The organism is Pseudomonas sp. QTF5 (assembly GCF_000512695.2).
In the GTDB taxonomy this organism is placed as follows: Bacteria; Pseudomonadota; Gammaproteobacteria; order Pseudomonadales; family Pseudomonadaceae; genus Aquipseudomonas.
Genome location: NZ_AZRW02000011.1, coordinates 1 through 16,492 on the forward strand (window position 1 = coordinate 1; position 16,492 = coordinate 16,492).

Genomic DNA, 16,492 nt, shown 5'->3' on the forward strand with positions numbered 1-16,492 from the left:
CCCCCTGCGAAAGCTTAGTGGGCGATCGCAGAGGGCGGCGGGGGTAGCCATTTCATTATTTGACCGCATGTCCCTGATAGAACTCGGTCACCTGTGGGAGCGGGCTTGCTCGCGAAGAATGCGACGCGGTGTCACTGGAACACCGCGCCACTCACTTCTTAGCTATAAACCCGGCCAAGAAGCTGCCGATGGCTTTCAAACTGATCGAGCACGTCACGGGTGATCTGATCCTGAGTGAAGCCCATCAAGTCGTAGTCCTGGCTGCCGTTGTGCAGGTACACCTCGGCGCGGTAGTAACGTGCGCGAGGCTCATCAGCGCTTTCGGCAGACACCGTGTCACTCGCCGCCGCCAGATAACCGTCCAGGCTCACTTCGTAGACAAAAGGGTTGCCCTCTTCCATCTCGATCCGCACGCCCATGCAGCGTTTCGACTTGCCCAGCAACGTCTGCACATCCAGACCCTGAGCACGCAATTGCACAGCCGCATCTTCCAGCGCCGTGCTGACCTGCTTGTCCATGAAACGCTGAACGATCGACTGGTTCGGTTGCAGGTCCAGCTGGGTCAGGCGCTCGCTGAAACCACGACGACCACGCGCCGCCAGTTCCGCTTGCTCCTGTTCGATTTGCACGTCCTGGCGCATGGCCTTGTGCAAGCCAAACATGAAGAACACCAGCACCACCGAGAACGGCAGCCCCGCCAGCACCACCATGGTTTGCATGGCTTCGAAGTTACCGGCGAACAGCAGACCGATGGTCACCAGGGTGATCACCGCCGACCAGAAAATCCGCAGCCAGTGCGGCGCATCTTCGTCGACGTTGCCGCCTTTGCAGGAAAGGTTGGCCATCATCACCGCGCCGGAATCCGCCGGGGTCAGGAACAGCACGAAGCCGACAAAAATCGATACGCCGATCACGATCTTCGACGCCGGGTAATGCTCAAGCAACTGATAGATCGCCATCGACGGCTGTTCCAGCGCCGTCTTCCCGAGCTCCACCGCCCCATGGTTCATCACCAGGTCCAGGGCCGAGTTACCGAAGATCGACAGCCATGCCAGGGTGAAGCCCAGCGGAATCAGCAGCACGCCGGCCACCAGTTCACGTACCGTGCGACCACGGGAAATACGTGCGATGAACATGCCTACGAATGGCGCCCAGGAAATCCACCAGGCCCAGTAGAACAGAGTCCACAGGCCCAGCCAGCGGTCGGACTTCTCACTGTCGCCTTCATACACATAGAGGTCGAAAGTCTTCAGCACCACGCCGTTCAGGTAGTCGCCGATGTTCTGCACAAAGCCGTTGAGCAGGTGCAGGGTCGGGCCGAACAGCAGCACGAAAATCAGCAGACCGCTGAACAGCACGATGTTCAGGTTGGACAGACGACGAATGCCGTTTTCCACGCCAGACACGGCGGCGATAGTCGCCACGGTGCTCATCACGATGATCACGATCAGCAGGTTGGTGTTGCTGTGTTCCATGCCGAACAGGTTTTCCAGCCCCGACGACACTTGCAGCGAACCGATCCCCAGGTTCGTCACCAGCCCCAGCAGGGTCACGAACATGCCGAAGCCGTCCACCGCATGACCGGCCGCGCCTTTGACCCAACGCTCGCCGACCAGCGGATACAGTGCCGACCGCAACGCCAGCGGCTGATTATGACGGTAAGCAAAGTACGCCACGGCCAAGCCGACCAGTGCGTAGATCGCCCAGCCATGCAGGCCCCAATGCAGGAATGTCAGTTGCACCGCCTGACGAGCCGCAAGGTTGCTGCCGGCCACGCCTTCCGGCGGATTGAAATAGTGGTCCAGCGGTTCGGAAGCACCGAAGTACAGCAACGAGATGCCAATACCCGACGAGAACAACATCCCCGCCCAGGCGCCGTAGCTGAAATCCGGGGTGTCGTCCTTGCTGCCCAGTTTGAGTTTGCCGTAGGACGAAAACGCCAGGCCAACCACAAAAACCAGATAAGCGGCGATCACCACCATGTAGTACCAGCCGAAGCTGCGGGACAACCAGGCCTGGGCAATACCAAGCATTCTGCCAGCCTCTTGCGGGGCGATGATCAGAATAGAGGTCAACAGCAGGATCAGCGCGGTAGAGGTGTAAAACACCCAACCGTTGATCGTCACCTTCTCGGGTGGGGTCTTTATTAGAGAGGCAGAACTCATGGCACAGATGCTCCAGGCAGTGCGAGAGAAGAACACAAGGCAACGCGGTACCCGACCAATCGGTTAGTTGGCAGCCGACCAGTGGGTGATATAAAGACACCCCGAAAAAAGCCCGAACCCCTTGGAACGCCAGTGCGTATAGGTTTCGAGCATTTTTGGATGTCGGTTTATCGCCATTTACACGTAGGAAAAATCTGTAAGCAGCGACGAATTGTCGCAGATCTTATTCTTTGTTGATTGAACGTTCAATCAAAACAAAATAGACTGGCCCTCGATCCGGTAGCCGTTTTTCGTCCACCGGAAGGCCTAAGGAGATGTGCAAGATGCCCAAGGTCGGTATGCAACCCATCCGCCGTCAGCAATTGATCGAAGCCACGTTGCAGGCTGTCGATCAGGTCGGCATGGGGGACGCCAGCATTGCGCTGATCGCCCGTTTGGCCGGTGTCTCGAATGGCATCATCAGTCACTACTTTCAGGACAAGAACGGTCTGATCGCCGCCACGGCGCAGTATCTGATGAGTGTCCTCAGCGAGAACGTCACCGCGCGCCGTCAGGCGCTGGAGGACACCAGCCCACGGGCTCACCTTCAGGTGATTATCGAAGGCAACTTCGACGCCAGCCAGGTCAATGGCCCGGCAATGAAAACCTGGCTGGCCTTCTGGGCCACCAGCATGCACCACCCGTCATTACACAGGTTGCAGCGGATCAACGATCACCGTCTGTATTCCAACCTGTGCTGCCAGTTCCGCCGTGTGTTGCCGCTTGATCAAGCGCGCAGCGCCGCCCGCGGCCTGGCAGCCCTCATTGACGGTTTGTGGTTGCGCGGCGCGCTGTCTGGAGATGCTTTCGACACCGGGCAGGCGCACCAGATCGCTTACGAATACATGGATTTCCAACTGGCCAAGCAGGTGAGTTAGAGCACACATAACCGCTCAGCCCCTGAACCGCTACCGACCGCGATGCCACTGCTACACGGCTCGCCCGGTGGTCAACGCCAACCACTTATGCACTTGCGAGGACTTTATGGCCCGTTTCGAACTGCAAAAACTCTACATCGATGGCGGCTACAGTGACGCCAGCAGCGACGCCACCTTCGAAGCCATCAACCCGGCTAACGGTGAAGTCCTCGCAACCGTACAACGTGCGACCAAGGAAGACGTTGAGCGTGCTGTGGTCAGCGCCGAAAAGGGCCAGAAAATCTGGGCTGCGATGACTGCCATGGAGCGCTCGCGCATCCTGCGTCGTGCCGTCGACATCCTGCGTGAGCGCAACGATGAACTGGCCGCCCTGGAAACCCTGGACACCGGCAAGGCGTACTCCGAAACCCGTTACGTCGACATCGTTACCGGCGCTGACGTGCTGGAGTACTACGCAGGCCTGGTGCCGGCCATCGAAGGCGAGCAGATTCCACTGCGCACCACGTCTTTCGTTTACACCCGTCGCGAGCCGCTGGGCGTCGTGGCCGGTATCGGCGCGTGGAACTACCCGATCCAGATCGCTTTGTGGAAATCCGCACCTGCCCTGGCGGCCGGTAACGCGATGATCTTCAAGCCAAGCGAAGTCACCTCCCTGACCACGCTGAAACTGGCCGAGATCTACACCGAAGCTGGCGTTCCGGCTGGCGTGTTCAACGTTCTGACCGGCAGCGGCCGTGAAGTCGGCACCTGGCTGACCGAACACCCACGCATCGAAAAAATCTCCTTCACCGGTGGCACCGACACCGGCAAGAAGGTCATGGCCAGCGCTTCCGCCTCGTCGCTGAAAGACGTGACCATGGAACTGGGCGGCAAATCTCCGCTGATCATTTTCGACGACGCCGACCTGGATCGCGCCGCCGACACCGCCATGATGGCCAACTTCTACAGCTCCGGTCAGGTCTGCACCAACGGCACTCGCGTGTTCGTACCGAGCCACCTGAAAGCAGCTTTCGAAGCCAAGATCGTTGAGCGTGTTGCACGCATTCGCGTCGGCAACCCGGAAGACGAAAACACCAACTTCGGCCCGTTGGTCAGCTTCGCCCACATGGAAAGCGTGCTGGGTTACATCGCCAAAGGTAAGGAAGAAGGCGCGCGCCTGCTGTGCGGCGGCGATCGTCTGACCGACGGCGAATTCGCCAAAGGCGCGTTCGTGGCACCGACCGTGTTCACCGATTGCACCGACGAGATGACCATCGTTCGCGAAGAAATCTTCGGCCCGGTGATGAGCATCCTGACCTATGAAACCGAAGAAGAAGTGATCCGTCGTGCCAACGACACCGAGTTCGGTTTGGCCGCTGGCGTCGTCACCAAAGACCTGAACCGCGCTCACCGTGTGATCCATCAACTGGAAGCCGGAATCTGCTGGATCAACGCCTGGGGCGAGTCCGACGCCAAGATGCCGGTCGGCGGCTACAAGCAGTCGGGCGTGGGCCGTGAGAACGGCATCAGCTCGCTGAACAACTTCACACGCATCAAATCGGTACAGGTCGAACTGGGCGATTACGCCTCGGTGTTCTAAGGCGGTATTTGTTTCGCCTGCGAGGCCGTCATCGCGGGCAAGCCCGCTCCCACAGGTTTGGCGTCGTTCGCCAAATCTGCGGTAACCCCGACCCTGTGGGAGCGTGGCTTGCCCGCGATCGAGTGCGAAGCACTCGCCTGACCTGACCATATTCAACGAGGGTGCATTCAATGTCCCAAGAATTCGATTACATCATCATCGGTGCCGGCTCGGCCGGTAACACCCTGGCGACCCGTCTGACTGAAGACGAAGGCGTCACCGTCCTGCTGCTCGAAGCGGGCGGCCCGGATTACCGTCTCGACTTCCGCACGCAAATGCCGGCCGCCCTGGCGTTCCCGCTGCAAGGTCGTCGCTACAACTGGGCCTATGAAACCGATCCAGAGCCACACATGGACGGCCGCCGGATGGAATGCGGACGTGGCAAGGGCCTGGGTGGTTCTTCGCTGATCAACGGCATGTGCTACATCCGCGGCAACGCGATGGACTACGACGGCTGGGCCAAACTGCCCGGCCTGGAAGACTGGACCTACCTCGACTGCCTGCCGTATTTCCGCAAGGCGGAAACCCGTGACATCGGCCCGAACGACTACCACGGTGGCGACGGTCCGGTCAGCGTGACCACACCAAAAGCCGGCAACAACCCGCTGTTCCACGCGATGGTTGAAGCCGGCGTGCAGGCCGGTTACCCGCGTACCGAAGACCTCAACGGCTACCAGCAAGAAGGCTTCGGCCCGATGGACCGCACCGTGACGCCGAACGGCCGTCGCGCCAGCACCGCTCGCGGTTACCTGGACGTCGCCAAGAAGCGTTCGACCCTGACCATCGTCACCCATGCCCTGACCGACAAGATTCTGTTCGAAGGCAAGCGTGCGATCGGCGTGCGTTACCTGATCGGCGCCGCTGAAGAGCGCGTTGAAGCCCGCGCCCGCAAGGAAGTGCTGCTGTGCTCCGGCGCCATCGCCTCGCCGCAGATCCTGCAGCGCTCCGGCGTCGGCCCGGCCGAACTGCTGAAGAAACTCGACATTCCGGTAGTCCACGACCTGCCGGGCGTTGGCGAAAACCTGCAGGATCACCTTGAGCTGTACCTGCAATACGCCTGCACCCAACCGGTCTCGCTGTACCCGTCGCTGCTGCTGCACAACCAGCCGGCCATCGGTGCCGAGTGGCTGTTCAACGGTACCGGCATCGGCGCCAGCAACCAGTTCGAGGCCGGTGGTTTCATCCGCACCCGCCCGGACTTCGAATGGCCGAACATTCAGTACCACTTCCTGCCGGTGGCGATTAACTACAACGGCAGCAACGGTGTGAAAGAGCACGGCTTCCAGGCGCACATGGGTTCCATGCGTTCGCCAAGTCGCGGTCGCATCCAGGCCAAGTCCAAGGATCCGCGCGAGTACCCGAGCATCCTGTTCAACTACATGGCCACCGAGCAGGACTGGCAGGAATTCCGCGACGGCATCCGCCTGACCCGTGAAATCATGCAGCAGCCAGCACTGGACGCCTTCCGTGGCCGCGAAATCAGCCCGGGCATCGAGGTGCAAACCGATGAGCAGCTGGACACGTTCATCCGCGAACACGCCGAAACAGCGTTCCACCCGTCCTGCTCGTGCAAGATGGGCACCGACGAGATGGCCGTGGTCGATGGCGAAGGTCGTGTGCACGGCATGCAGGCCCTGCGCGTGGTCGATGCCTCGATCATGCCGATCATCACCACCGGCAACCTGAACGCGCCAACGATCATGATGGCCGAGAAAATCGCCGACAAGATCCGCGGTCGCAAGCCATTGCCGCGTAGCAAGGCCGCCTACTTCGTGGCCGGTGATGCACCGGTGCGTGGCAAGCCGTTGCGGGATGTGAGCCTGACTGCTCAGTAAGACAGTTACACCGAGGCGCGGCCTTCGCGAGCAAGCCCGCTCCCACATTAGATCTCTGGTGTTCACAAAATCTGTGTTCACTACCGATCTAATGTGGGAGCGGGCTTGCTCGCGAAGGGGCCCGACCAAACAACACATAACGTCATGCCATACACCGGGCAACCCCTCCCTACACCGCTCCGCCCTTGATCTACCCCCCGCCCAGGCCTAATCTAGCGCCACGCAAACGCTTCACCCCCTCGCAATACCGATACATCGCAACTCCATACCAAGGAGGTTCCCGAATGTTCGATTTCCACCCCCAGCTCAAGCAGCGCTTCGCTGCCTTGCGCACGGGCGCTGAATTCTTTTCGCTGCGTTATGTGCGCGAGTCCGGCCAGTACCTGTCGGTGCGCAAGAACGTCGCCGAACCGCCGAGCCTGAGCCGCGACGAAGGCGCGATGCTGACCGTTCGGGTCAACGGCGTCGAAGCCTATGCCGCCACCAATGACTTGTCCCTATCCGGCCTGCAAGCCGCGCTGGAAAAAGCCGAGCAACAAGCCCGTCGACTCAAGCCTCACGCCCTGCTCGACCTGCGCGAGCAAGCCGTCTCCAGCGACCGCGCCGACTATTTCTCGCCTAACTTCGATCAGCCCTTTGCATCACTGAGCGATTGCTACCAATTGCTCGGCGCCGAATCCGCCGCCGTACCCAAGGACGAGCGGCTGGTGAACTGGCAGGCGAGCATCGGCATCACCAACGTCGAGCAAATCTACCTCAACAGCGCCGGTGCCGAATTGCGTCAGGCCCAGCGCTTCGTCTACCCGAGCGTGGACGTCACCGCCTACGACGGCAACGACAGCCAGACCCGTAGCCTCGGCCGCGAGAACTTCGGCCAGCAGGGCGGTTTTGATGTGATCAGCCGTTGCGGCCTGATCGGTGCCGGCCCGAAAGTCGCCGATCAGGCGCTGCAATTGCTGCTGGCACCCAACACTCCGCAAGGCCCGCGCGATCTGTTGCTGATGCCCGACCAGATGATGCTGCAGATCCACGAGTCCATCGGTCACCCGCTGGAACTGGACCGCATCCTCGGCGATGAGCGCAATTACGCCGGCACCAGTTTCGTCAAGGCAGAAGACTTCGGCAGCCTGCAATACGGCTCCGAACTGCTCAACGTGACGTTCGACCCGGACATCCCCGAGCAGCTCGCCAGCTATGGCCATGACGACGATGGCAGCGCTGCCAGCAAACAATTTTTGATCAAGGAAGGTTTGCTGCTGCGGCCATTGGGCGGCGCGCTGTCGCAATTTCGTGCCGGCATGGATGGCGTTGCCAACAGCCGCGCCTGCGGCTGGAACCGTCCGCCGATCGACCGCATGGCCAACCTCAACATCGAGCCCGGCGATCAGCCGCTGGAGCAGATGATCGGCAATATCGAGCACGGCATTTTGATGAGCACCAACCGTTCGTGGTCGATCGACGATGCGCGCAACAAATTCCAGTTCGGTTGCGAATGGGGCCAGTTGATCGAAAACGGCGAACTCAAGGGTGTGGTGAAGAACCCGAACTACCGGGCGATTTCCGCACAATTCTGGAAAAGCCTCAGCGCTGTCGGCGATGCCAACACCGTCAAAGTGCTAGGCACGCCGAACTGCGGCAAGGGCGAACCGAACCAGGTGATCCGCGTCGGTCACGCGTCGCCGGCCTGCGTGTTCAGCAATGTTGATGTGTTTGGAGGAGACGCCTGATGAGTACTTCCAAGAGTCAGGCTCAGTCATTCAAGGACCTGGTCAATTGGCTGCGCGACGCAATTCGTGGGCCGGAGCAATTCACCCTCAGCTACGCCGCCGAGTCGTCGGCTTTCGTGCGCTTCAACCATGCCAAAGTCCGTCAGGCCGGGCAGGTGCAGCAAGCGAGTGTCGGGTTCAAACTGATTAACGATGGTCGTCATGCCGATCTGAATATCACGCTGTCGGGCGACCACGAAGTCGATCTTCAGCGTCTGGCCGAAGGTCTGCAACAGTTGCGCGAAACCCTGCCACTGTTGCCTCAGGATCCGTACCTGCTGCTTAACCAGAACGACTGGCAGAGTAACAACGTGCAGGAGCATCCGCTGCCGGACACCGAGCAAGTGGTCGCTGAAATCACTCAAGCTGCAGAGGGGCTGGACCTGGTCGGTTTCTATGCCGCCGGTCCCATCAGTCGTGGTTTTGCCAGTTCATCGGGCGCCTTCGGCTGGCATCAGGCCAACAGTTTCAACTTCGACTTCAGCCTGTTCCATGAAAACGGTCAGGCGGTGAAAGCCAGCTATGCCGGGCACGACTGGAACAGCGAAGGGTTTGCCAGGCGCTTCCAGCAGGCCCGCGAACAGTTGGCGTTTCTGGGTCGGCCGTTGCGCACGCTGGCGCCCGGCGAATACCGTGCTTATCTGGCGCCGGCAGCGCTGGAAGAAATCATGGGCATGCTCAGCTGGGGCGGGTTTTCGGCCCAGGCGATTGCCAGTAAACAGAGCCCGTTGCAGAAGCTCTACGCCAGCGAAACCTGCTTCAGCCCCAACGTATGGTTAAGTGAGCAGGTCAGCGATTCCTTGAGCCCGGCGTTTTCCGACGAAGGTTATCCCCGCGATGATCTGGGGTTGATCGCCAAAGGCATGGCCAATGCCCGACTGATCAATTCCCGCAGCGCCGCCGAATACGATCTCACTGCCAACGGCGCCAGCAGCCATGAATATCCAACAGCGCTGATCATGAAAGGCGGCGACCTGGAGCAGGCGGACATCCTCAAGCGCCTCGGCACCGGGCTCTACATCAGCAACCTGTGGTACCTGAACTACTCGGACCAACCGGCGGCGCGCCTGACCGGCATGACGCGATTTGCGACCTTCTGGGTCGAGAACGGCGAGATTCAGGCGCCGGTCAGCACCATGCGTTTCGATGACAGCGTCTACAGCTTGCTTGGGTCGCAGCTGGAAGCATTGACCGAGGAACGCGAGCTGATGTTGTCGGCCAGCACCTACAGTCAGCGGGCCACGGCCTCGGCGTTGTTGCCCGGTGCGCTCGTCAGCCGACTTACGTTGACGCTGTAAACACAAACCTGTGACGAGGGAGCTTGCTCCCGCTGGGCTGCGAAGCGGCCCCCTAGATCGGCAAACGCGTTCTATCAGACATACCGCATTCGCCGGATTTACGACTGCTACGCAGCCGAACGGGAGCAAGCTCCCTCGCCACAGGGTTCAACGTCAGCCATGAATCTGCATTAATCCACAAGAGGTCCCATGCCCAACCGCCCACCTCTCGATGCCGTCACCGCCCGCTGGGTACCGTGGGTTGTGGCCATTGCCTTCTTCATGCAGTCCCTCGACGGGACGATCCTCAACACCGCCCTCCCCGCCATGGCCCGGGACCTGGCCGAAGACCCGTTGCGCATGCAGGGCGTGATCATCGCCTACATGCTCACCGTCGCCTTGTTGATCCCCGCCTCTGGCTGGATCGCCGACCGCTTCGGCACCCGGAAAATCTTCTTCGGCGCGATCCTCCTGTTCAGCTTCGGCTCTTTGCTCTGCGCCTTGTCCAGCACCCTGAGCATGCTCATCGGCGCCCGGGTGATTCAAGGCCTCGGTGGCGCGTTGATGCTGCCGGTCGGGCGATTGGTGGTGCTGCGCGCGTATCCGCGTTCGGAGCTGGTGCGGATCATGGGGTTCATTACCATTCCCGGCCTGCTCGGCCCGCTGATCGGCCCGACCATGGGCGGCTGGATGGTGCAATACCTGACCTGGCACTGGATCTTTCTGATCAACCTGCCGGTGGGCGTCCTCGGTTGCTACGCGGTATGGAAATTCATTCCCGACCTGCGCGGCAGCGAGCGTACCCGCTTCGATAGCCTGGGCTTTCTGCTGTTCGGCGCGGCGATGGTGCTGATCACCATCGCCATGGAAGGCCTCGGCGAACTGCACCTGCCGCACTTGCGGGTGATGTTGCTGTTGTTTGGCGGCATGGCGTGTCTGGCGGCGTATTGGCTGAGGGCCGGGCACATCGACAATCCGCTGTTTGCGCCATCGCTATTCAAGACCCGGACCTTCGCCGTGGGTATCCTCGGCAACCTGTTCGCTCGCCTCGGCAGTGGCGCGTTGCCGTTCCTGGTGCCGTTGCTGCTGCAAGTGGCGCTGGGTTATTCACCGTCACAGGCCGGGATGAGCATGTTGCCCCTGGCTGCGGCCGCGATGGTCGCCAAGTCGGTGGCGCGGCCGCTGATCGAACGTTTCGGCTACCGCACGGTACTGACCGGCAACACACTGGCGCTGGGGATCATGCTGGCAAGCATGGGCCTGGTCAGCGAGCAGACGCCGTATTGGCTGCTGCTGGCTCAGTTGGCGATTCTGGGGGCGATCAATTCCTTGCAGTTCACCGCGATGAACACCGTCACCCTGATCGATCTCGACGACGCCAGCGCCAGCAGCGGCAACAGTTTGCTGTCGGTGGTCGCGCAACTGTCCCTCAGCCTCGGTGTAGCCTGCGCCGGCGCCCTGCTCGGCGGCTTCACGGCGGAGATCGGCAATGACGGCGTAGACACGGTCCTGGGCGCGTTCCAGCTGACGTTTGTGACGGTCGGAATCATGGCGATGCTGGCTGCAACGATTTTTTCGCAACTGTCCAGAGAAGACGGACGGCGCGTCAAACGTCCGGAACCGCACATAGAGCCTTAGGGCGAATGGCCACGAGACTGATACACTGCGCGACATTTTGTTTTGCAGGCCAGTCCCGTGACCACCATCGCCACCGCTTTTAATACTTTGCCGCTGTCCGCCGCCATGCTGGCTAACCTCGACTCTCTCGGTTATGCCCAGATGACGCCGATCCAGGCGCAAAGCTTGCCGGTGATCCTCAAGGGGATGGACCTGATCGCCCAGGCCAAGACCGGCAGCGGCAAGACCGCGGCCTTCGGTATCGGCCTGTTGAACCCGATCAATCCGCGCTTCTTCGGTTGCCAGGCCCTGGTCATTTGCCCGACCCGTGAGCTGGCCGACCAGGTCGCCAAGGAAATCCGTCGTCTGGCCCGTTCCGAAGACAACATCAAGGTCCTGACCCTGTGCGGCGGCGTGTCCTTCGGCCCGCAGATCGCTTCGCTGGAGCACGGCGCGCACATCATCGTCGGCACTCCGGGGCGCATCCAGCAGCACTTGCGCAAGGGTTCGCTGGTGCTTCATGGCCTGAACACGCTGATCCTCGACGAAGCCGACCGCATGCTCGACATGGGTTTCTACGACTCCATCGAAGAAATCATCGCCCAGACCCCGGAGCGCCGCCAGACCCTGCTGTTCTCCGCCACGTACCCGGTGGGCATCAAGCAACTGGCGTCGAAATTCATGCGCACCCCTCAGATCGTGAAGGCCGAGGCGTTCCACGACGATACGCAGATCGAGCAGCGCTTCTACGAGATCTCTCCGGAAGAGCGTATGGATGCGGTGGTCAAAGTCCTCGCGCATTTCCGTCCGGCGTCCTGCGTGGCCTTCTGCTTCACCAAGCAGCAGGTTCAGGAAACCGTTGATCACCTGACCTCCAAAGGCATCTCCGCCGTCGGTCTGCAGGGTGATCTGGAACAGCGTGACCGCGATCAGGTTTTGGCCATGTTCGCCAACCGCAGTACTTCGGTACTGGTCGCCACTGACGTCGCCGCACGCGGTCTGGACATCGATATGCTGGACATGGTGATCAACGTCGAACTGGCCCGTGATTCGGAAATCCACATTCACCGTGTCGGCCGTACCGGTCGTGCGGGCGAGAAAGGCATCGCGATCAGCCTGGTCGCCCCGTCTGAAGCTCACCGCGCCCAAGCCATCGAGCAGCTGCAGAAGTCGCCGTTGAGCTGGGATCAGTTGGACAACCTCAAATCCCAGGGCGGCGCACCGCTACTGCCGGTGATGAGCACGCTGTGCATTGGTGCGGGCCGTAAAGACAAGGTACGTCCGGGCGACATTCTCGGCGCACTGACCGGCGATGCCGGCATTCCGGGCGCTCAGGTCGGCAAAATTGCGATTTTCGACTTCCAGGCTTACGTGGCCGTGGAACGCGGGATCGCCAAGCAAGCCTTGCAGCGCCTGAACGACGGTAAAATCAAAGGCCGCTCATTGCGCGTTCGTATCTTGTAAGCGATCGTCTGGCTGACAGAGATCAAATGTGGGAGCGGGCTTGCTCGCGAAAGCGGACTGACAGACAACATCCATGTTGAATGTACTGGCCCCTTCGCGAGCAAGCCCGCTCCCACATTGGTTTGCCGGTGAATTTAAATTTGTGTGAGGACACCGTTTTGCGCTCTACCGAAGTCGTGATCATTGGCGCTGGCGCCGCAGGGTTGATGTGTGCGCTGACCGCCGCCGGGCGCGGGCGCAAAGTGACGTTGCTTGACCATGCGAACAAGGCCGGCAAGAAAATCCTCATGTCGGGCGGCGGCCGCTGCAATTTCACCAACATGTACACCGAGCCGAGCAACTTCCTGTCGCAGAACGCTCACTTCTGCAAATCCGCGCTGGCGCGCTACACCCAGTGGGATTTCATTGGCATGGTCGCCAAGCACGGCGTGCCGTACCACGAGAAGAAACTCGGCCAGTTGTTCTGCGATAACAAATCCAGCGACATCCTCGAAATGCTGCTCAACGAGTGCGATCAGGTCGGCGTCAACCTGCATCTGGACACCTCGATCCAGACGATCGAAAAACTCGAAAGCGGTTACCTGCTGGACACCACGCTGGGGCAAATCACCTGCGAATCGCTGGTAATCGCCACCGGCGGCCTGTCGATCCCGACGCTGGGCGCCACCGGTTTCGGTTATCAAGTGGCCAAGCAATTCGGCCACGACCTGCTGCCGACCCGCGCCGGCCTCGTGCCGTTCACCATCACCGATCAGCTCAAGGAGCTTTGCACCGAGCTGTCCGGTACGTCGGTGGATTGCCTGGTGAGCTGCAACGACCAGAGTTTCCGCGAGAACATCCTGTTCACCCACCGCGGCCTCAGCGGACCGGCGATCTTGCAGATTTCGTCGTTCTGGGAATCCGGCGACACGGTGGAAATCAACCTGATGCCGGATCACGACGTGCCGAGCTGGCTGCAACAGCAGCAGGCCGAACGCCCGAATAGCGAGTTGAAAACCTTGCTCGGTGAAATCTTCACCAAGAAGATGGCCAATCTGCTGGCGGACAACTGGTTCGCCTCCAAACCGATGAAGCAGTACACCCACGCCGAACTGGCGGATATCGCCGAAAAACTGGCGAGCTGGAAAGTCGTGCCGGCCGGCACCGAAGGCTACCGCACTGCCGAAGTGACCCTGGGCGGCGTGGACACACGTGAGGTGTCGTCCAAGACCATGGAATCGCTGAAAAGCCCGGGTCTGTATTTCATCGGTGAAGTGCTCGACGTCACCGGGCATCTGGGTGGTTTCAATTTCCAGTGGGCCTGGGCTTCCGGTTACGCCGCCGCGCAATTCGTCTGACAAACACAAATTAAATGTGGGAGCGGCGGTGCGGCGATCCGACTTGCTCGCGAAGGCGGTCTGACAGTCAACATCGATGTTGAATGTACTGGCCTCTTCGCGAGCAAGTCGAATCGTCGCACCGCCGCTCCCACATCTATGGTGACTGGTCAGGAACAGATTTTGCTGTCAGATGTGATCGGCGCCATTGCGTCGGCGTCATTAGTGGCTCAATTTAGCGTCATTGCCTCGGAAGGCCTTCGCACTTCATGTCATCGACCACATTTCGGCAGTCTCTGCGCCGCCTCTGGGCGCTGGATAAGTTCAGTTACAGCGTGCGGGTATTCATCGCCCTGACCGGCAGCATGGCGCTGTGTTGGTATCAGGATGAGATGGGGCTGCTGATCCCGTTGTTCCTGGGGATCATCGCCAGCGCCCTGGCCGAAACCGACGACAGTTGGCAGGGTCGCCTCAACGCGCTCGCAGTGACGCTAGTGTGTTTTATGGTCGCCGCCCTGTCCGTCGAACTGCTCTTCCCCTACCCCGTCCTCTTTATCATCGCCTTTGCACTGGCCAGCTTCTGCCTGACCATGCTCGGCGCGCTGGGCGAACGTTATGGCGCGATTGCTTCGGCAACACTGATTCTGTCGGTCTACACCATGATCGGCGTGGACCAGCGCGGTGGCGCGGTCACTGATTTCTGGCACGAGCCGGTGCTGCTGGTGGCCGGTGCGGCATGGTATGGCTTGCTCTCGGTGCTGTGGCAGGCAATGTTTTCCAACCAACCGGTGCAGCAAAGCCTGGCGCGGTTGTTCCGTGAACTGGGTTATTACCTGAAGCTCAAATCGTCGCTGTTCGAACCGATCCGGCAGATGGACGTGGAAGCACAGCGGCTGGAACTGGCCCAGCAGAACGGTCGGGTGGTGGCGGCCCTGAACGCCGCCAAGGAAATCATTTTGCATCGGGTCGGCGACGGTCGGCCGGGCGTGAAAGTCAGCCGTTATCTGAAGCTGTACTTTCTCGCCCAGGACATCCACGAGCGCGCCAGCTCCTCGCACTACCCCTACAACGCGCTGGCCGAAGCGTTCTTCCACAGCGACGTGCTGTTCCGCTGTCAGCGTCTGCTGCGCCAACAAGGCAAGGCTTGCCGCGCGCTGGCCGAATCGATCCAGATGCGTCAACCGTTCATCTATGACGCAAGCTTCGCCGGAGCCCTGAGCGACCTGCATGCATCCCTCGAACACCTGCGCATCCAGAGCAATCCGGCCTGGCGTGGTCTGTTGCGTTCGTTGCGGGCATTGGCCGCCAACCTCGGCACTCTCGACCGTTTGCTCAGCGACGCCAGCAACCCCGATGCGCTCGCAGACGCCACCGACAGCAGCCTGCTCGACCGTTCGCCACACAGCCTCAAAGATGTCTGGATACGCTTGCGCACGCAGCTGACGCCGACGTCCTTGCTATTCCGCCATGCCCTGCGCCTGCCCCTGGCGTTGAGCATCGGCTATGCGATGGTGCATTTGATTCACCCGTCGCAAGGTTACTGGATCATCCTCACCACGCTGTTTGTCTGTCAGCCGAACTACGGCGCCACCCGCCGCAAACTCGGGCAGCGGATCATCGGCACCGCCATCGGCCTGACCGTGGCCTGGGCGCTGTTCGATCTGTTCCCAAATCCCTTGGTGCAGTCGAGCTTCGCCATCGTTGCAGGGGTCGTGTTCTTTACCAACCGTACCACTCGCTACACTCTGGCGACTGCCGCGATCACGCTCATGGTGCTGTTCTGCTTCAACCAGGTGGGCGATGGTTATGGGCTGCTTCTGCCGCGACTGTTCGATACCTTGCTCGGTAGTCTGATCGCCGGTCTGGCGGTATTCCTGTTCCTGCCGGACTGGCAGGGTCGACGCCTGAACAAAGTGCTGGCCAACACCCTCACCTGCAACAGCGTTTACCTGCGCCAGATCATGCAGCAATACGCCGCAGGTAAAAGCGACGACCTGGCTTATCGCCTGGCTCGACGCAACGCGCACAACGCCGATGCCGCGTTGTCGACGACGCTGGCCAATATGCTGATGGAGCCGGGGCACTTCCGTAAGGAAGCGGATGTCGGGTTCCGTTTCCTGGTGCTGTCGCACACCTTGCTCAGCTATTTGTCGGGGCTGGGGGCACACCGTGAAGCCCAATTACCGTCGGACGTACGCGTGCATTTGATCGACGGCGCCGGCGTGAGCCTGGCCGCCAGCCTTGACGAAATCGCTCAAGGCCTGGCGAGCAAACAGCCGATTGCGATTCAGAGCGATGAGGAAGAAGCGCTGGCCAATGGGCTTGAGCAAATGCCGGATGAGATCGATGAAGGGCAGCGGTTGGTGCAGACGCAACTGGCGTTGATCTGCCGGCAATTGGGGCCATTGCGGACGTTGGCGGCGCATCTCATCAAGGACACGAGCGAGGCTTGAGATTTTTGCTGATCGGGCGGGCCTCTTCGCGAGCAAGCCCGCTCCCACATTAAATCTGCGGTGA

General features: G+C 60.7%; 10 protein-coding genes. 9 read left to right on the forward strand and 1 reads right to left on the reverse strand.

What is annotated here, in order from left to right:
• Nucleotides 1-158: 158 nt before the first annotated feature.
• Entirely contained in the window at nucleotides 159-2,108 is a 1,950-nt protein-coding gene (locus IC37_RS11180) for a BCCT family transporter (RefSeq protein WP_256580717.1), read from the reverse strand.
• A gap of 380 nt (nucleotides 2,109-2,488) precedes the next feature.
• Here IC37_RS11180 and betI point away from each other — a divergent pair, with 380 nt between their 5' ends.
• From betI to yccS, 9 genes are all read left to right on the forward strand, one after another.
• Nucleotides 2,489-3,082 (forward strand): transcriptional regulator BetI, encoded by a 594-nt coding sequence (gene betI, locus IC37_RS11185; RefSeq protein ID WP_008008079.1) that lies wholly within the window; start codon nucleotides 2,489-2,491, stop codon nucleotides 3,080-3,082.
• Between the two features lie 106 nt (nucleotides 3,083-3,188).
• Entirely contained in the window at nucleotides 3,189-4,661 is a 1,473-nt protein-coding gene (gene betB, locus IC37_RS11190) for a betaine-aldehyde dehydrogenase (protein ID WP_030130227.1), read from the forward strand.
• A 170-nt stretch (nucleotides 4,662-4,831) separates the two neighbouring features.
• Nucleotides 4,832-6,535, forward strand: a complete 1,704-nt coding sequence (gene betA, locus IC37_RS11195) for a choline dehydrogenase (RefSeq protein WP_030130226.1) — start codon at nucleotides 4,832-4,834, stop codon at nucleotides 6,533-6,535.
• A 284-nt stretch (nucleotides 6,536-6,819) separates the two neighbouring features.
• The gene (locus IC37_RS11200; protein WP_030130225.1) at nucleotides 6,820-8,262 is read left to right on the forward strand and encodes a TldD/PmbA family protein; all 1,443 of its coding nucleotides are present in this window, start codon (nucleotides 6,820-6,822) and stop codon (nucleotides 8,260-8,262) included.
• Nucleotides 8,262-9,599, forward strand: a complete 1,338-nt coding sequence (locus IC37_RS11205; protein ID WP_030130224.1) for a TldD/PmbA family protein — start codon at nucleotides 8,262-8,264, stop codon at nucleotides 9,597-9,599. Before IC37_RS11200 ends, IC37_RS11205 begins: the two co-directional genes overlap by 1 nt.
• A 189-nt stretch (nucleotides 9,600-9,788) precedes the next feature.
• Nucleotides 9,789-11,216 (forward strand): multidrug transporter subunit MdtD, encoded by a 1,428-nt coding sequence (gene mdtD / locus IC37_RS11210; RefSeq protein ID WP_030130223.1) that lies wholly within the window; start codon nucleotides 9,789-9,791, stop codon nucleotides 11,214-11,216.
• Between the two features lie 105 nt (nucleotides 11,217-11,321).
• Nucleotides 11,322-12,659: an ATP-dependent RNA helicase DbpA gene (dbpA, locus tag IC37_RS11215; protein WP_256580718.1), complete on the forward strand. Its 1,338-nt coding sequence runs from the start codon at nucleotides 11,322-11,324 to the stop codon at nucleotides 12,657-12,659.
• Between the two features lie 158 nt (nucleotides 12,660-12,817).
• Nucleotides 12,818-13,996, forward strand: a complete 1,179-nt coding sequence (locus IC37_RS11225) for an NAD(P)/FAD-dependent oxidoreductase (RefSeq protein WP_030130221.1) — start codon at nucleotides 12,818-12,820, stop codon at nucleotides 13,994-13,996.
• Nucleotides 13,997-14,244: 248 nt separating this feature from the next.
• On the forward strand, nucleotides 14,245-16,428 hold the full coding sequence (gene yccS, locus IC37_RS11230) for a YccS family putative transporter (RefSeq protein WP_030130220.1): 2,184 nt from the start codon (nucleotides 14,245-14,247) through the stop codon (nucleotides 16,426-16,428).
• Nucleotides 16,429-16,492 lie beyond the last annotated feature (64 nt).